Origin of the sequence: Bacteroides sp. OM05-10AA, assembly GCF_003439055.1 — a bacterium.
In the GTDB taxonomy this organism is placed as follows: Bacteria; Bacteroidota; Bacteroidia; order Bacteroidales; family Bacteroidaceae; genus Bacteroides; species Bacteroides intestinigallinarum.
This window is the reverse complement of sequence record NZ_QSUR01000003.1, coordinates 279,071-296,085: the sequence shown is the minus strand read 5'-3', so window position 1 is coordinate 296,085 and position 17,015 is coordinate 279,071. Positions and strand designations below refer to the sequence as shown.

24 protein-coding genes are annotated in these 17,015 nt (G+C 52.9%); 18 read left to right on the top strand and 6 right to left on the bottom strand.

Translation table 11 applies throughout. The features are described from left to right. Positions 1–77 precede the first annotated feature (77 nt). From DXB58_RS03925 to DXB58_RS03840, 18 genes are all read left to right on the top strand, one after another. Positions 78–833: a ParA family protein gene (locus DXB58_RS03925; protein WP_005867743.1), complete on the top strand. Its 756-nt coding sequence runs from the start codon at positions 78–80 to the stop codon at positions 831–833. Between the two features lie 5 nt (positions 834–838). Next, a complete protein-coding gene (locus DXB58_RS03920; protein WP_122135957.1) occupies positions 839–1,288 on the top strand; it encodes a DUF3408 domain-containing protein in 450 nt (149 codons plus the stop codon). 24 nt (positions 1,289–1,312) lie between these two features. Next, entirely contained in the window at positions 1,313–1,675 is a 363-nt protein-coding gene (locus DXB58_RS03915; RefSeq protein WP_008141453.1) for a DUF3408 domain-containing protein, read from the top strand. Continuing rightward, positions 1,672–2,409, top strand: coding sequence for a hypothetical protein (locus DXB58_RS03910; protein WP_008141452.1), 738 nt, complete (start codon positions 1,672–1,674; stop codon positions 2,407–2,409). The genes DXB58_RS03915 and DXB58_RS03910 overlap by 4 nt, the downstream gene beginning before the upstream one ends. A 203-nt stretch (positions 2,410–2,612) precedes the next feature. Continuing rightward, complete coding sequence (locus DXB58_RS03905; protein ID WP_007656423.1) at positions 2,613–2,924, top strand: DUF4134 domain-containing protein; 312 nt, start codon at positions 2,613–2,615, stop codon at positions 2,922–2,924. Between the two features lie 10 nt (positions 2,925–2,934). Next, positions 2,935–3,267, top strand: a complete 333-nt coding sequence (locus DXB58_RS03900; RefSeq protein WP_004315126.1) for a DUF4133 domain-containing protein — start codon at positions 2,935–2,937, stop codon at positions 3,265–3,267. Beyond that, a complete protein-coding gene (locus tag DXB58_RS03895; RefSeq protein WP_008141447.1) occupies positions 3,264–5,768 on the top strand; it encodes a TraG family conjugative transposon ATPase in 2,505 nt (834 codons plus the stop codon). Before DXB58_RS03900 ends, DXB58_RS03895 begins: the two co-directional genes overlap by 4 nt. A 36-nt stretch (positions 5,769–5,804) precedes the next feature. Continuing rightward, a complete protein-coding gene (locus DXB58_RS03890; RefSeq protein WP_081446916.1) occupies positions 5,805–6,188 on the top strand; it encodes a DUF3876 domain-containing protein in 384 nt (127 codons plus the stop codon). Between the two features lie 25 nt (positions 6,189–6,213). Beyond that, complete coding sequence (locus tag DXB58_RS03885) at positions 6,214–6,843, top strand: DUF4141 domain-containing protein (RefSeq protein WP_040311202.1); 630 nt, start codon at positions 6,214–6,216, stop codon at positions 6,841–6,843. A gap of 3 nt (positions 6,844–6,846) precedes the next feature. Continuing rightward, positions 6,847–7,851 carry a conjugative transposon protein TraJ gene (gene traJ / locus DXB58_RS03880; RefSeq protein WP_008141441.1) on the top strand — a complete coding sequence of 335 codons (1,005 nt, stop codon included), beginning with the start codon at positions 6,847–6,849 and terminating at the stop codon, positions 7,849–7,851. A gap of 110 nt (positions 7,852–7,961) precedes the next feature. Next, positions 7,962–8,585, top strand: a complete 624-nt coding sequence (traK, locus tag DXB58_RS03875) for a conjugative transposon protein TraK (protein ID WP_004308925.1) — start codon at positions 7,962–7,964, stop codon at positions 8,583–8,585. Between the two features lie 5 nt (positions 8,586–8,590). Beyond that, the gene (locus DXB58_RS03870) at positions 8,591–8,899 is read left to right on the top strand and encodes a TraL conjugative transposon family protein (protein ID WP_122135956.1); all 309 of its coding nucleotides are present in this window, start codon (positions 8,591–8,593) and stop codon (positions 8,897–8,899) included. Next, positions 8,880–10,229: a conjugative transposon protein TraM gene (gene traM / locus DXB58_RS03865; protein ID WP_008141437.1), complete on the top strand. Its 1,350-nt coding sequence runs from the start codon at positions 8,880–8,882 to the stop codon at positions 10,227–10,229. The genes DXB58_RS03870 and traM overlap by 20 nt, the downstream gene beginning before the upstream one ends. A 56-nt stretch (positions 10,230–10,285) precedes the next feature. Beyond that, on the top strand, positions 10,286–11,272 hold the full coding sequence (gene traN, locus DXB58_RS03860) for a conjugative transposon protein TraN (RefSeq protein ID WP_040311201.1): 987 nt from the start codon (positions 10,286–10,288) through the stop codon (positions 11,270–11,272). Between the two features lie 2 nt (positions 11,273–11,274). Continuing rightward, entirely contained in the window at positions 11,275–11,850 is a 576-nt protein-coding gene (locus tag DXB58_RS03855) for a conjugal transfer protein TraO (protein ID WP_008141433.1), read from the top strand. A gap of 8 nt (positions 11,851–11,858) precedes the next feature. Beyond that, positions 11,859–12,737, top strand: coding sequence for a toprim domain-containing protein (locus DXB58_RS03850; RefSeq protein WP_008141431.1), 879 nt, complete (start codon positions 11,859–11,861; stop codon positions 12,735–12,737). A gap of 18 nt (positions 12,738–12,755) precedes the next feature. Further along, positions 12,756–13,262, top strand: a complete 507-nt coding sequence (locus DXB58_RS03845; RefSeq protein WP_008141429.1) for a DUF3872 domain-containing protein — start codon at positions 12,756–12,758, stop codon at positions 13,260–13,262. Then, complete coding sequence (locus DXB58_RS03840) at positions 13,259–13,786, top strand: glycoside hydrolase family protein (protein ID WP_122135955.1); 528 nt, start codon at positions 13,259–13,261, stop codon at positions 13,784–13,786. The genes DXB58_RS03845 and DXB58_RS03840 overlap by 4 nt, the downstream gene beginning before the upstream one ends. Positions 13,787–14,159: 373 nt before the next feature. Here DXB58_RS03840 and DXB58_RS03835 read toward each other — a convergent pair whose 3' ends face one another. Genes DXB58_RS03835 through DXB58_RS03810 form a run of 6 tightly spaced genes read right to left on the bottom strand, consistent with a single transcriptional unit; the run spans position 14,160 to position 17,007 of the window. Next, positions 14,160–14,468, bottom strand: a complete 309-nt coding sequence (locus tag DXB58_RS03835; RefSeq protein ID WP_040311333.1) for a hypothetical protein — start codon at positions 14,466–14,468, stop codon at positions 14,160–14,162. A 53-nt stretch (positions 14,469–14,521) separates the two neighbouring features. Next, positions 14,522–14,827 (bottom strand): hypothetical protein, encoded by a 306-nt coding sequence (locus tag DXB58_RS03830; protein WP_054856477.1) that lies wholly within the window; start codon positions 14,825–14,827, stop codon positions 14,522–14,524. Beyond that, positions 14,767–14,997: a DUF3873 domain-containing protein gene (locus DXB58_RS03825; protein ID WP_040311334.1), complete on the bottom strand. Its 231-nt coding sequence runs from the start codon at positions 14,995–14,997 to the stop codon at positions 14,767–14,769. The genes DXB58_RS03830 and DXB58_RS03825 overlap by 61 nt, the downstream gene beginning before the upstream one ends. Positions 14,998–15,016: 19 nt before the next feature. Then, positions 15,017–15,274: a hypothetical protein gene (locus DXB58_RS03820; RefSeq protein WP_008142554.1), complete on the bottom strand. Its 258-nt coding sequence runs from the start codon at positions 15,272–15,274 to the stop codon at positions 15,017–15,019. Between the two features lie 24 nt (positions 15,275–15,298). Next, the gene (locus tag DXB58_RS03815; RefSeq protein ID WP_122135954.1) at positions 15,299–16,582 is read right to left on the bottom strand and encodes a PcfJ domain-containing protein; all 1,284 of its coding nucleotides are present in this window, start codon (positions 16,580–16,582) and stop codon (positions 15,299–15,301) included. Continuing rightward, positions 16,579–17,007: a PcfK-like family protein gene (locus tag DXB58_RS03810; protein WP_008142556.1), complete on the bottom strand. Its 429-nt coding sequence runs from the start codon at positions 17,005–17,007 to the stop codon at positions 16,579–16,581. The genes DXB58_RS03815 and DXB58_RS03810 overlap by 4 nt, the downstream gene beginning before the upstream one ends. Positions 17,008–17,015: the final 8 nt, after the last annotated feature.

Here is a 17,015-nt window from a genome sequence, read left to right as displayed (position 1 = left end):
GGAGCGCGTGCGTACGTACTAATGGCAATACGCTACCGCCACCGGACAGATGTATAACCAAATAAATTATCAGACAAATGAAAGAAGCAACTTATGTGGCAATCTCCACGCAGAAAGGTGGAGCGGGTAAGACAACCCTGACGGTGCTTGTGGCAAGCTACCTGCACTATGTGAAAGGCTACAACGTAGCCGTGGTGGACTGCGATTTTCCGCAGTACAGTATCCATGACATGCGCAAGCGCGACATGAAAGCCGTCATGGAGGACGGGCATTACAAGGTGATGGCGTATGAGCAGCTCAAACGGCTGAAGAAGAACCCGTACACCATCAGATGCAGCCGTGCGGAAGATGCGGTAAAGACCGCCGAAAATCTGGTGGCAGCGCAGCCCGACCTTGATTTCGTGTTCTTCGACCTGCCGGGAACCATCAACAATGCCGATGTGGTGCAGACCATTTCCAAGATGGACTACATCTTCACGCCCATCATCGCCGACCGTGTGGTGATGGAGAGTTCCATCAAGTTCGCCACCGTTATCAACGAACAGATGATAAGCACGGGCAAGTCCGGCATCAAAGGGATTTACCTCGTGTGGAACATGGTGGACGGGCGCGAAAAGACGGAGCTTTACAAGGCATACGACAAGGTCTGTGCCGAGTTCGCCCTGCCCATTCTGGAAACACATCTGCCGGACAGCAAGCGTTTCCGCAAGGAGACGGCGGCAGAACGCAAGGCGGTATTCCGCTCCACGGCGTTTCCGGCGGACAAAATACTGGTACGCGGCAGCAACCTCGACAAACTCGTCGATGAGATTCTCGGCATCATCAAAAACTGAACGGCATGGCAAAGAAAACAAGAATCGAGGACATCGACAGCGAAGCCGTAATCAACTCGTTCCGGCTGGACGATACAAGCATTCCGCCGGAAGCGAGAAGCACGGACGGGAACGCGCCTTCCCCACCTCCGAAAGAAACGGTGCAGGAAACCGTCCCCTTGCCTGTCCCGCACCCCAGAGAGGAACCGGAACGCAGGCGCAGGAACGGCAAGCCGGAAAAGCCGGATTATGATACCGTGTTCATGTGCGGGTCCAATGTCACGGCAAGGCTCGGCAAACAGGTATATATCCGCAAGGAGTACCACGACCGCATACAGAAGATGCTTCATGTAATCGGAGGCAACGAGGTGACTATCGCGGCTTTTCTTGACAACGTGCTGACACACCATTTCACGCTGTTCCAAAACGAGATAGCCGAATCGTTCAAACGGCACATGGAATCCTATAACCTATAAACACCCAATAAACAAAAAAGAAGTATGAAAAAAACAAAGAAGAACCGTCAGGCTGAGTGCCTGCAAACAGGGAAGAGTGAAAGAACCGCTGCCAATGCAGCAAAGTGTGCAAACGGATACGGTCAGGAAAAGACCGGCAGAGACTTCCGCAAAGATGAAGGCAGGGGCAAGCCGCTCTCTGTTTTCTTGGAAGCATCGGAGATCAACACACGGCAATGTATATACATCAGCCGCGAGGTCCATGAGAAAGTTGCCGTCGTTGCCAGCCGTATGGGGAAAAAACTGAGCATCGGCAAGTTCGTGGACAACATCCTCCGTGACCATTTCCGGGAGTACGGGGCGCAGTACATGGAACAGATTGAAAACGCCCAAAAAGTAAGACTATGACAAAGGTGTTTCTAATCGTATCGGTAGCCTGCAACGTGTGGTTCCTGATCCTGCTGTTCTATGACCGTATCATGGAAACGAAACTTGTCCGTTTCTTCCGACACATTGCCGGTCTGTGGAGGTCATTGGACAGTACGGCGGCAAAGCCGGAGGCAAAGGAAGCACCGCCCGCAGACACACCGGACATCATCGGCAAAAGCCGTTTCAAAATGGCTCCGACCCGGACAACCGCTGCCATACCGACGCAAGAAGCCGCCACTTCGGAAAAAGGCATTGAGCTGTCGGAGGAAGAGGCTACTTTTGACGACGGAAACACGGAAACCGTGTCCCATCCGGCACAAGTCCCGGAGGAAAAACTCGATGAAACCTTCACGAGCATCCCGCCTTCGGAACTGGAGTACGGAGAGGATGAGCCGGAGGACGAAGAACCGGATAAAAAGCAGGCTTCGGGAAGCAGTTTCGAGGATATTGACATGGCAGTACGCGCCATTCGGAAAGATTCACCGTCCGATGAGGAAATGCGACACGCCGGAAAGGTCATGACGGAACTGGACGGGACAGAACTTTTCACAAGGATAACAGAACGCCTGACCGATGAGGCAATGAGCGATAGGCTTGCAAAGGCGATGGCTGTTTTCGTGGACGCGGTGAACATGACCGTGACACAACAAAAGGAAAAGGTGTTCGTGATTCCCGACAACATCGAGGAGTTCGACTTCCGAAACTATGTATAACGGCTAAAAAAGAATGGAAATGAAAACGTAAGACGGTATCACACCATGCGCACGGTAGTACAAGGTACAGCCAATCCGCAACGGACACACCCAAGTCCGTGGAAACAAACGGGCTACCACTAAAACCAAAGTAAAGGAATCAAGTATCAACCGCTCGAAAAAGGACTATCCACCCTTTCAACGGCACAAAACAAGAACAGTTTATGAATAAGAACATCAGACAAAAGTTCATCATCTCTGCGGCACTTATGATTGCCGCAACCGCCTCCGCATTTGCGCAGGGAAACGGTCTGGCAGGCATCAACGAAGCCACCTCTATGGTGAGTTCGTATTTTGACCCCGGCACGAAATTAATTTACGCCATCGGCGCGGTAGTCGGTCTTATCGGCGGCGTGAAAGTCTATGGCAAGTTTTCGTCCGGCGACCCGGACACCTCGAAGACTGCCGCCTCATGGTTCGGGGCTTGTATCTTCCTGATTGTCGCCGCCACTATCCTGCGTTCATTCTTCCTTTAATAAACAATGTATGGCTGAATACCCGATAAACAAGGGTATCGGCCGTCCGGTCGAGTTCAAGGGCCTGAAGGCTCAGTACCTCTTCATCTTCTGCGGAGGCCTGCTGGCTCTCTTCGTCCTGTTCGTCATCCTCTACATGGTCGGCATCGACCAGTGGGTATGTATCGGCTTCGGCGCGGCATCGTCTTCCGTCCTCGTATGGCAGACCTTCGCGCTGAACGCCCGGTACGGCGAACACGGGCTGATGAAGCTGGGAGCGGCACGGAGCCATCCCCGATACCTTATCAACCGGCGGCGGATCACCCGATTATTCAAACGGCAACGAAAGGAAGAAACGACATGAGAAATACATCCAAAATGACAACACTGGAAAACAAGTTCCCCCTGCTGGCGGTGGAGCATGGCTGCATCATTTCCAAAGACGCCGACATCACGGTGGCTTTTGAGGTGGAACTGCCGGAGCTTTACACCGTGACGGGCGCGGAGTATGAGGCGATACACGGCTGCTGGTGCAAGGCAATCAAGGTGCTGCCTGACTTCTGCGTCGTACATAAGCAGGACTGGTTCATCAAGGAACGCTACAAGCCGGAATTACAGAAGGACGACATGAGTTTTCTGAGCCGCTCCTTTGAACGCCACTTCAATGAGCGTCCGTACCTGAAACATTCCTGCTATCTCTACCTGACCAAGACGACGAAGGAGCGTAACCGGATGCAGAGCAACTTCAGCACGCTGTGCCGTGGGCATATCATCCCGAAGGAGCTGGACAAGGAAACCGCCGGGAAGTTCATGGAAGCTGCTGAACAGTTCGAGCGCATCATGAACGACAGCGGCTTTGTCAGGCTGCGCCGCCTCTCCACCGACGAGCTTGTCGGGACGGAGAAGTCCGCCGGACTGATAGAGCGTTACTTCTCGCTCATGCCCGAAGGCGACACGACCTTGCAGGACATCGACCTCTCGGCAAAGGAAATGCGCATCGGCGACAACCGCCTGTGCCTGCACACCCTCTCTGACGCGGAGGATATGCCCGGAAAGGTGGCGACTGACATCCGCTACGAGAAACTCTCCACGGATCGAAGCGACTGCCGCCTCTCCTTTGCCTCTCCCGTGGGGCTGTTGCTCTCTTGCAAACACATCTACAACCAGTATGTGATTATCGACAACAGCGAGGAAAATTTGCAGAAGTTCGAGAAGTCCGCAAGGAATATGCAGTCGCTATCCCGCTATTCAAGGAGCAACAGCATCAACCGCGAGTGGATCGACCAGTACCTGAACGAAGCCCATACCTACGGGCTGACCTCGGTACGGGCGCACTTCAACGTCATGGCGTGGAGCGACGACGCGGAAGAACTGAAGCATATCAAGAACGATGTGGGCAGTCAGCTCGCCAGCATGGAGTGTGTACCGCGCCACAACACCATCGACTGCCCGACGCTCTACTGGGCGGCGATGCCCGGCAACGCGGCGGACTTTCCGGCGGAAGAGAGTTTCCATACCTTCATCGAGCAGGCGGTGTGCCTTTTCACGGAGGAAACCAACTACCGCAGTTCGCTCTCGCCCTTCGGCATCAAGATGGTGGACAGGCTTACGGGAAAACCGCTGCACCTCGACATCAGCGACCTGCCGATGAAGCGGGGTATCACGACCAACCGCAACAAGTTCGTGTTGGGTCCTTCGGGCAGCGGCAAGTCTTTTTTCATGAACCACCTCGTGAGGCAGTATTACGAGCAGGGTACGCACGTGGTATTGGTGGACACGGGAAACTCCTATCAAGGCTTGTGCGAGATGATCCGGCGCAAGACAAACGGGGCGGACGGCGTGTACTTCACCTACACGGAGGAGAAACCGATCTCGTTCAACCCGTTCTACACCGATGATTACGTGTTCGACGTGGAGAAGAAGGACAGCATTAAGACGCTGCTGCTGACGCTTTGGAAGTCGGAGGACGACAAAGTGACGAAAACGGAGAGCGGCGAACTGGGCAGTGCGGTGAACGCATACATCGAGCGTATCAGGGCTGACCGGAGCATCGTCCCCTCGTTCAACACCTTCTATGAGTATATGCGCGATGACTACCGCCACGAACTGGCGGAACGTGAGATAAAGGTGGAGAAGTCAGACTTCAACATCGACAATATGCTCACCACCATGCGGCAGTATTACCGGGGCGGACGCTACGACTTCCTGCTCAACTCCACGGAGAACATCGACCTGCTCGGCAAGCGGTTCATCGTCTTCGAGATTGACAGTATTAAGGAAAATCGCGAACTTTTCCCTGTCGTGACCATCATCATCATGGAAGCCTTCATCAACAAGATGCGCCGTCTGAAAGGCGTACGCAAACAGCTGATAGTGGAAGAGGCTTGGAAGGCACTCTCTTCGGCGAATATGGCTGAGTACCTGCGCTATATGTACAAGACCGTGCGCAAGTATTACGGGGAGGCAATCGTGGTGACGCAGGAGGTGGACGACATCATTTCCTCGCCCGTCGTCAAGGAGAGCATCATCAACAACTCCGACTGCAAGATACTTCTCGACCAGCGGAAATACATGAATAAGTTTGATGCCATACAGTCCCTGTTGGGTCTTACGGAGAAGGAGAAGTCACAGATACTCTCCATCAACATGGCGAACAACCCGTCAAGGCTCTACAAGGAAGTTTGGATCGGGCTGGGTGGCACACAGTCGGCGGTCTATGCCACCGAAGTTAGTGCTGAAGAGTATCTGGCGTACACCACCGAAGAAACGGAAAAAGTAGAGGTGTACCGTCTGGCGGAGCAGCTGGGCGGCGACATCGAAGCCGCCATCCGGCAGCTTGCCGAAAGGCGGAGAAACAAGGAATAAGTAAAAACGATTCATCAACCAAAAAAGAAAATGCGTATGAGTATATCAAGAACGAAAATGCTGCAAGTCAGCAAGTGTTTAATCGGGCTGGCGGTCATGGTGCTGCAATCCTGCGAGGTAGCGGACAACCGCCGCAACCTGCTTTGCGGGAACTGGGAGAGCGTGGAGGGGAAGCCCGACGTGCTTATCTACAAGGAGGGCGAAGCCTACAAGGTGACGGTATTCAAGCGTAGCGGACTACGCCGCAAGCTGAAACCGGAAACCTATCTCTTGCAGGAGGAGAACGGCAACCTGTTCATGAATACCGGCTTCCGCATCGACGTGTCCTACAACGAAGCAACGGACATCCTGACCTTCTCGCCCAACGGTGACTATATCCGGGTGAGGCCACAACCGGAACATCCGATAAACGAACAGTAATATCAACCACTAAATCCAAAAAGACATGAGAACAAGAATGACAATGATTATCTGCCTCTGCCTGCTTGCAGTCGGCAAGGCAAATGCACAGTGGGCGGTCATAGACCCGTCCAACATCGCGCAGAGCATCGTGAACACCTCCAAGAATGTGGTGCATACTTCCACGACCGCCCAAAATATGGTGAAAAATTTTCAAGAGACCGTGAAAATTTACGAGCAAGGCAAGAAGTATTACGATGCACTCAAATCCGTGAACAATCTGGTCAAGGATGCCCGCAAGGTGCAGCAGACCATCCTGATGGTGGGCGACATCACCGACATCTATGTGACCAGCTTCCAGAAGATGATGCGTGACGACAACTTCACGGTGGAGGAACTCGGAGCTATCGCCTTCGGCTACACCAAGCTGTTGGAGGAATCCAACGACGTGCTGACAGAACTGAAGAACGTGGTGAACATCACCACGCTCTCCATGACGGACAAGGAACGCATGGATGTGGTGGAACGCTGCTACTCCAAGATGAAGCGTTACCGCAACCTCGTAAGCTACTACACCAATAAGAACATCAGCGTGAGCTACCTGCGGGCAAAGAAAAAGAACGATCTCGACCGCATCATGGGGCTGTACGGGAATGCCAACGAAAGATACTGGTAGCCTATGGATTTCGACAACCTTCACCAGATTCTGCGCTCGCTCTACGAACAGATGATGCCGCTATGCGGGGACATGGCGGGCGTGGCGAAAGGCATCGCCGGACTGGGTGCGCTGTTCTACGTCGCCTATCGGGTGTGGCAGTCGCTGGCGAGAGCCGAACCTATAGACGTGTTCCCCATGCTCCGCCCGTTTGCGATAGGCTTGTGCATCATGTTCTTCCCGACGGTGGTATTAGGCACGATAAACAGTGTCATGTCGCCCGTCGTGCAGGGGACGGCAAAGATGCTGGAGGCGGAAACGCTTGACATGAACCAGTACCGCCAACAGAAAGACAAACTGGAATACGAGGCGATGATGCGCAACCCCGAAACCGCCTACCTCGTGTCGAACGAGGAGTTTGACAAACAGCTGGAGGAACTGGGCTGGTCGCCTTCCGACATGGTGACGATGGCGGGGATGTATATCGAGCGCGGGATGTACAACATGAAGAAGGGCATCCGCGATTTCTTCCGCGAGATACTGGAACTGATGTTCCAAGCCGCCGCCCTCGTGATAGACACCATCCGCACGTTCTTTCTCGTGGTGCTGGCGATACTCGGTCCGATAGCCTTCGCCATATCGGTGTGGGATGGCTTCCAAAGCACGCTCACGCAGTGGATATGCCGCTACATACAGGTCTATCTGTGGCTGCCCGTGTCGGATATGTTCAGCACCATACTGGCTAAGATACAGGTGCTGATGCTGCAAAGCGACATCGAACGGATGCAGGCTGACCCGAACTTCTCGCTGGATTCAAACGACGGTGTGTATATCGTCTTCATGATAATCGGCATCATCGGCTACTTCACCATTCCGACCGTGGCAGGCTGGATTATTCAAGCCGGAGGTATGGGAAGCTACGGTCGCAACGTGAACCAGACGGCAGGACGAGCCGGAAGCATGGCGGGCAGCGTGGCAGGCGCAGCCGCAGGAAACATGGTCGGACGTGCCGGAAAACTGCTGAAATAACAAATCGGGATGAGATTGTCAAGGTAGCTACAAAGACAGGCTAAAGGTAGCTACCTTGACAGAACATCCGTAAGACAACGTATTTGACAATTAAAAACGAATAAACAACAATGGAATTTAAGTCACTCAAAAACATCGAATCATCGTTCAGGCAGATACGCCTGTTCGGTATCGTCTTCCTCTCGTTGTGCGCCGTGATAACGGTATGGAGCGTGTGGAGTTCCTACCGCTTTGCGGAACGGCAACGGGAAAAGATTTACGTGCTGGACAACGGCAAGTCGCTGATGCTGGCACTCTCGCAGGACTTGTCGCAGAACCGTCCGGCGGAGGCAAGGGAACACGTGCGCCGCTTCCACGAGCTGTTCTTCACGCTCTCGCCCGAAAAGAGCGCGATAGAGCATAACGTGAAACGCGCCCTGCTATTAGCGGACAAAAGCGTGTACAACTACTATTCGGACTTCGCCGAGAAGGGGTACTACAACCGCATCATCGCCGGGAACATCAACCAAGTGCTGAAGGTGGACAGCGTGGTATGCGACTTCAACGGCTATCCCTACCGTGCCGTGACCTACGCCACGCAGAAGATCATCAGGCAAAGCAACGTCACCGAGCGCAGCCTCGTGACCACGTGCCGCCTCTTGAACTCGTCCCGTTCGGACGACAATCCCAACGGTTTCACCATCGAGGGATTCACCATCATCGAGAACAAGGATTTACAAACCATCAAAAGGTAACGGACATGAAGAAAATCAGGAAATCATTTTGGCGTGCGTACTGGAAGCTCCACGACAAAAAGAAAATGCTGGTGGCAAGGCTCAAAGGCTATCTGGACGGTTTGCCCCCGAAGACACGCAGGCGCATCGTGCTGGCGATGCTCGCCGCCTTCGCGGTGCTTGCCCTCTACACCTTCGGAAAAGCCGTCTATGACATCGGCAGGAATGACGGCAACCGGATAGTGACAGACCATGCCGGACAGGTGGAACTGTCCGTAAAGCCGGACAACAATCATAATGTAATACCTTATTTATATGGAACAGACGAAGAATGAACCTAAAAAAGAGAACAAGGCGGCTCCCGACAACGGGAAACCGAAGAAGGAGCGCAAGCCGCTGACCGAAGCCCAAAGGCTGAAACGTCAGAAAATGATAGTGCTGCCCGCTATAGTGCTGGTATTCATCGGGGCTATGTGGCTGATATTCGCCCCGTCCTCCGACAAGGAGCAGCAACCGGGGACGGGAGGTTACAACATCGAGATGCCCGACGCTGACAAGGCGAACCGCCAGATCATCGGCGACAAGGCGAAAGCCTACGAGCAGGGGGCGATGGAGGAACGGCAGGAGAACCGCAGCCGCGCCATGCAGGAACTGGGCGATATGTTCGACCGAGAGGTGGCGGAAACGGACGGCGGCAGGGACTTCGACCTTGCCAATCCCGGAGACACGGAAGAAACGGTGAAGTCCGCCCCGAAAACCATCCAGTCCTCCGCAGCCGCCTACCGCGACCTCAATGCCACGCTCGGCAACTTCTATGAGCAGCCGAAAAACGACAACGCGGAAATGGACGAACTGTTGGAGCGCATCGCCTCGCTGGAAACCGAACTTGAAAGCGAGAAGGGGAAGGCGTCCTCTATGGATGACCAAGTGGCACTCATGGAGAAATCCTACGAGCTGGCGGCGAAGTACATGGGCGGTCAGAGTGGCGGCAAGCCGGAACCGGTGCAGGTGGCAGAGCCTTATCCCGTGCAGAAAGCCGGGAAGAACACGGCAGCACCTGTCAGGCAAGTAGCGCATCAGGTAGTGTCTTCGCTCAGTCAGCCGATGAGCAACGCCGAATTTGTCGCCTCCTTTTCGCAGGAGCGCAACCGCAGTTTCAACACGGCGGTGGGTGTCACGACCGTATCGGACAAGAACACCATATCAGCGTGCGTCTATGGGGCGCAGAGCGTAACTGACGGGCAGGCTGTCAAGCTCCGCCTGTTGGAGCCGATGGCTGTGGCGGACAAAATCATTCCCCGCAACGCGGTGGTGGTCGGCACGGCAAAGATTCAGGGCGAACGGCTTGATATTGAAATCACGTCACTGGAATATGCGGGTACGATTATCCCGGTAGAGCTGGCGGTGTATGACACGGACGGGCAGCCCGGCATCTTCATCCCCAATTCGATGGAAATGAATGCCGTCAGGGAGGTTGCCGCCAACATTGGTGGCTCGCTGGGCAGCAGTATCAATATCTCCACCAATGCCGGGGCGCAGCTCGCCTCCGATTTGGGCAAGGGGCTGATACAAGGCACGAGCCAGTACATCGCCAAAAAGATGCGCACGGTGAAAGTGCATCTGAAAGCCGGGTACAAGGTCATGCTCTATCAGGACAGGAATTGAAAACAGAAAAAGTAACAACAATCCAATTTTTATTTACCACTAAAATCCAAAGTAAAATGAGAAAAGTAATCATCATGTTTGCCCTCGCTATGGGCATCGCAACTGCCAATGCGCAGGAGAACGTAACCGTTGGAACGGACAACGGAAGTGAACAACCGACCTTGACAAAGGAAGTCTATCCGCAGAAGGAGGCGGACGGTGACCTGTATCACGGGCTGACAAAGAAGCTGACCTTCGACCGCATGGTTCCCCCGCACGGTTTGGAAGTGACCTACGACAAGACCGTCCACGTCATTTTCCCGGCGGAAGTGCGCTATGTCGATTTAGGCTCGCCCGACCTGATTGCGGGCAAAGCCGACGGAGCGGAGAACGTCATCCGAGTAAAAGCTACCGTGAGGAACTTCCCGAACGAAACCAATATGTCGGTAATCACGGAGGACGGGAGTTTCTATACCTTCAACGTGAAATATGCCGCTGAACCGCTGCTGCTCAACGTGGAGATGTGCGACTTCATCCATGACGGCGAGAAAGTGAACCGTCCGAACAACGCGCAGGAAATCTACCTGAAGGAACTGGGCAGCGAAAGCCCGATGCTGGTGCGCCTTATCATGAAGTCCATCCACAAGCAGAACAAGCGCGAGGTGAAGCACATCGGCTGCAAGCGATTCGGCATCCAGTACCTGCTGAAAGGCATCTACACGCATAACGGTTTACTCTATTTCCACACGGAGATAAAGAACCAGAGCAATGTGCCTTTCGATGTGGACTACATCACATGGAAAATCGTGGACAAGAAGGTGGCGAAGCGTACCGCCGTGCAGGAGCAGATCATTCTGCCGCTCCGTGCGCAGAACTACGCCACCTGCGTGCCGGGCAAGAAGAGCGAGCACACGGTGTTCACGATGACGAAATTCACCATCCCCGACGACAAATGCCTTGTGGTGGAACTCAACGAGAAGAACGGAGGTCGCCACCAGTCTTTCGTGATTGAGAACGAGGACTTGGTACGTGCCAATACCATCAACGAACTTCAAGTACGCTGACCATGAAGAAGTGCCTATTTATGATTATCGCGTCGCTTGCCCTGTGTACGGGGCAGGCGCACGCCCAGCGATGCCTGCCGAAGATGCAGGGCATCGAGGTCAGGGCGAACATGGCGGACGGCTTCAATCCCGGCGGCAACGACGGCGGGTACAGCTTCGGGGCGGCTCTCTCCACCTACACGAAAAAGGGGAACAAATGGGTGTTCGGCGGCGAATACCTGTTGAAGAACAACCCTTACAAGGACGGAAAGATACCCGTGGCACAGTTCACGGCGGAGGGCGGATACTACTTCAAGATACTCTCCGATGCCCGAAAAATCGTGTTCGTCTATGCGGGTGCTTCGGCTCTCGCCGGATATGAATCGGTGAACTGGGGCGAAAAAGTGCTGCATGACGGCTCCACGCTCCATGACCGGGACGCCTTCATCTACGGCGGTGCGCTGACGCTCGATGCGGAGTTTTACGTGGCTGACCGTATCGCTCTGCTCGCCAACCTCCGGGAACGTTGCCTGTGGGGTGGCGACACGAGAAAGTTTCATACGCAGTGGGGCGTGGGCATCAAGTTCATCATTAACTGACGCACCGCATGGAACGGACGGAAATCGATGCCATGCGGCAGATACCCCTTGCGGACTTCCTTGCACGGTTGGGACATGAGCCTATCCGAAGAAGCGGCAACGAGTTGTGGTATCGTGCACCATACCGCAATGAGCGCACGCCTTCTTTCCGTGTGAACGTGAAGAAACAGCTTTGGTACGACTTCGGTACGGGCAGGGGCGGCGACATCTTCACGCTTGCCGGGGAGTTTATCGGAAGCGGTGACTTCATGGAACAAGTGAAATTCATAGCGGAAACCGCCAATATACCTATGCCTGTTCCCGAAGTGAGCAAACTGACTTTCCAGCCTAAACCGTCAGAACCTGCCTTTGAAGGAGTGGAAGCCGTACCGCTGTTTCGTTCTCCACTGACGGACTATCTGGCGGAACGGGGCATTCCTTACGCTGTTGCATCACGTTACTGCTGCCGACTGAATTACGGAGTGCGTGGCAAACGATATTTTGCCGTCGGTTTTCCGAACGTGGCAGGCGGATATGAAATCCGCAGCCGTTTCTTCAAGGGATGCGTACCGCCGAAGGATGTGTCGCTGGTCAAGGCGAAAGGCTCTCCGGCTGACGTGTGCAGCATCTTTGAAGGATTCATGGACTTTCTTTCCGCTGCCACGCTCGGATTGGAAACGGGCGACTGCCTTGTGCTGAACTCTGTCGCCAACGTGGAAAAGGCTATGAGGTATCTGAACGGTTACGGGCGCATAGACTGTTATCTCGACCGTGACGAAGCCGGACGGCGCACATTGGCAATACTGCAAGAATACTATGGCAGACGTGTCTGCGACCGTTCCGCCCTCTATGACGGTTGCAAGGACTTGAACGAGCATCTGCAACTGACAACGAAAAAAGAACAATAACTTAAAAATCAAAGAACAATGAACATACTGAACAACAAGAACAAGAGAAAATCAATCTTCAAGGCGTTGGCACTCTGCCTGTTCGCCGCCGTTTCGTTCACGCTCGTGTCGTGTGACGACGACATGGACATCCAGCAATCCTATCCCTTCACGGTGGGAACCATGCCCGTGCCAAACAAGGTGACAAAGGGGCAGACGGTGGAAATTCGCTGTGAGTTGAAAAAGACGGGAGATTACGCCAATACCCTCTATACCATCCGATATTTCCAATTCGAGGGGGAAGGCACGCTGAAAATGGACAACGGAATCACGTTCCTGCCCAATGACCGCTACCTGCTCGAAAACGAGAAGTTCCGGCTGTACTATACGGCGGAGGGTGACGAGGCGCACAACTTCATCGTGGTGGTGGAGGACAATTTCGGCAACTCCTATGAGTTGGAATTTGACTTCAACAACCGCAACGTGAAGGATGACGGGGTTATTTCTGTTGTCCCCATCGGCAACTTCAAGCCCTTGTTAAGATGATACGTGTATTCATGGCTATCCTCTGTTCGCTTCTGGCGGTCTGTTCCGTGTTCGCACGGGACAGACACCATGAAGGAACGGACAGGCAGGCGGCTATCTATCGACTGCCGCCATTTGAGAGGGCGGTGCGATGCACGAAGTATTTTGAAGGCTGGCACTCGGAAAAACATCACCCGTATGTGGGATATGGGCATAAGTTGTTACCGGGTGAAAGGTTTTCGGCACGCACCATGACGAAGCGGCAGGCGGACGCGCTTCTGCGGAAAGACCTACGGAAATTCTGTGCGATGTTCCGGCAGTTCGGGAAGGATAGCTTGCTCCTTGCCACGCTTGCCTACAATGTCGGTCCATACCGTTTGTTGGGAAGCGGGAAGATACCCAAAAGTACGCTGATCCGAAAGCTGGAGGCTGGCGACAGGAATATTTATCGGGAGTATATCGCTTTCTGCAACTACAAGGGAAAACGGCATTCCATGCTGCTCAAACGGAGAAAGGCGGAGTTTGCATTTCTGTATATACCTTAAAAACAGGGGACTGTGTGTAAGCACAGTCCCCCTTAAAACTTATACTAAAGCCCATAACATCACCATCGCAGACGTTAATGCCATAATGACTTTAGCCAAGTCGATTTTAACGTCCACTTTAACATCAATTTTCATATCAATTAAAGTATTGGTTAAAAACGCCTACCAGTCAGGATGTCACATATTCATCTCCTGATATTCGATTATCTTCTGTTGGTAAATCTGGATGAATGTCAGACTCCAACTCAATATGAATTGAGCAAAAAATGTGCCAAACTCAATCATCGTAGATTGGGACAAAGGTTTCTTTGCCTACTTTCTTATCCGCCATCATGCTCATGAAAGAAAGTAGGCGGCTTTCGCCGCCCTCCTCTCAAAAACGGGTGTAAAGCCCCGTCACCATCGTGAACATTTCCTCCAGCATATCGCAATATATCCCTTCATGCGTTTCGATGTCTTTCGTCTTGCTCTCGAATGTATTTTTGCTGAACGTCCTGCGGTAGAAGCGCATATTGTAGAGGTCTGCCCCTGCATCATAGATGATGTCAAGGCGGTTGGCACTCGTCTTGTTCCTCGCAAGGCTCATGCGTAAGCCGTTGCCCATGTCTATGAAGTCTTTGCTTCCCGTCATGGCGGCAAAGCGTCTGCCACCTATCTGCTCCAAAATCGTCTTTGCTATCATATTCATTCTTCTTTGGGTGTTATGTTCGGGCGGTGCGGACACCGCCCGAATGTTCAAAATTCTGTTTTCTCGACTATGGGTGTGTTTCTTTCCAACCATGTTTTCACGCACTCCATGTTGTACTCGCTCGTTATGACTGTCGTGTGGGTGTCAATGGCGGTGAAACGTGTACTTTCGTAGTCCTCTATCCATCCTTTAAGGGTTTCCACTCCCCACGCTCCGGCATCGTCAAAGATGCCGTCCAATTCCGTGATGGGCTTGCTGAACTTGACTATCAGCGTTTGGTAGCCTGCTTCGTTCATCGCTTGTCCTCCTTTCCTCTTTTTACCGTCAGCCACTTGTCCCGTGCGGCTCGGCACTCGTTTAATGTGGGTTTGACGCAAGAAAACAATTCCCCGTCCGTGTGGCGGTAGTCGTACTGCACAAGTGTCCGCTTGCGTCTGCCGATACCCGTCTGGAATTTCTCGTACTTCTCCGTACCTGCCTCTGTGCAGGTGCTTACTCCGTTGATGGTCATTCGTGTACTCATAATCGTTGCTTTTAGATGGTTAGAAATGTACTGACAGCACTCTGTTTTGCATCACCATTTCGGGGTCGCTTGTATAGCGTTGGTGCAGGTAGAAATGGTGTGAGCCGAAGCCGTAAAGGAAGAACTTGTCAAGTTCGTTCTTTTCGGCGAAGTCCTTGACACTTGCCCTTAACTGCTCCTCATTCATTGCAAGAGTGAGGAGGTTCATAAACTCAAGGAACATCGTGGGGATTTTGTCATCCCACAAACAAATCATGTTTTCAAATCTTACTTCCATATTATTCTGTATTATAGGTTGATATTATGCTGCGTTCATCCGCTGACGGATAAGTTCGGTATTGTTCTCCACAAGTCGGATGATGCGGTCGTGGTACTCGGTATTGGAATTGCATACCCCTCTGCTCTGTACCACTTTCAGTGTTTTCAGTGACACTTCTATCGTTTCAATCCGTTTGCCGTCAATGGTGGCGGATAGGATAAGGGAGTTTGCCTTGTTGTGATAACTGCCCACACAATGGTGCATCATCCGTCCTTCCTCTACCATTTCCTCAACGCTCTCTATGACCTTGATGCAGATAAGGCTGTCGGAGAACACAAGTCCGAAGAAGATGCCTTTGGCTTTCAGATAGTTCTTCTCGTCCTCAATCGCCTTTTGCCGTTGCTGTTCCGTCCGCTCACGCTCCCTTTGCAGGTTGCGTTTTCTCACCAACTTGTCATGTTCCACTTTGAGGTCGGTAGGGCAGACGTACTTCGGGCTGTTCGTGTCCTTGCCGAAATGTCGCAGGAGGTCTATGGTGTCGCACCATACGGAGCCGTCCGAAATGGTGTAGCCGTTGCGGATGCAAATCTTGACGGATGCCCAATACCGTCCCATGTCAAAGGAACTGCGGATATAGTGGTGCAACATGGCGTATTGCCCTGCCTTCAAGAGTGTTTCGGCTCGGCTGTCGGAAAGGATAGCTGTGAAAAGGTCATACGGCAGTGTGTTGTGATAGTCCCCGTTGAAGCCGTTGCGTTTCAGTTCGGGGATGAAACGCTGTCGGGGATAGGTACACATAGGTGCTATATCGTATGCGTGAAGTCCGTTGTTCTTGCGCACCTCCATGTCGCTGTATTCCGCCCATTGGTCGTAATACAACATTGACATACCACGAAGTCGGGCAACGGTGGTGGTTGTGCCTTTGGGCGAAATCCACCTCTGCACCACTTCATAAATGGAATACTCGGCTGCTTGCCCTGCCTTGTATCGGGACTTGACGAAGAAGAAGCGTATCACTTGGTACTGCTTGCTGGTGGTGACGATGGAGAAGTATTCGTTCTCGCTGAAAACGCTCTTTCGGGTGCGCAACGCTTCCAACTGCATACCGCAATGGGGGCAGGTACATCCGCAAATGGTGTCCGCAAGGTCGTGGTCGCTCTTCCACGAATGTCCGCACTCGGTACAGATGTTCGTGCCGTCCGCTCTCTTGATTGCGTAGTGCTTGAAGCAATGACGGAAAGCGTATGCCTTTTGCGTGGCGGTCAATCTCGATAGTCGCTTGCTCAGATGTGCGACTTCCTGCTGTATGTATGTTCTCGGTTTCATAAGCCTAAATCAAATAATGAGGGTTGTTGTACTTCTTGGGTGGTCGCTTTGGTTGCGGTTCTCGGCTTGTGGCGGTTCTGCAACTTGCGGACTTCCTCGTCTTGGTATTGACGGATTGCGTTTTGCCGTGCTTCCGCCTTTTCCTCTGCGGTGAGTTCCACCACATGGTTCACGGCTATTTGGCATTGGATAGGCTTGCCCACCTCTATCTCGTTCTCGTCATAGTAGTGTACGGCTTGTCCGTATATCTCCCCGTCCGTGAAGCCGTTGCAACCGCTTTTCTGCACATAGTTCAGAATGTAGGTCACGCAATCGTCTATGTTCTTGGCAGGGTTGCGGTAGTTCTTGGCAAATAGCGCATCTTCCGCTGCACGTTGCTCCAAATACATCTGTATCGTTCTCTTGAAATGGTCTGTCGTTTTCATATCGCTGT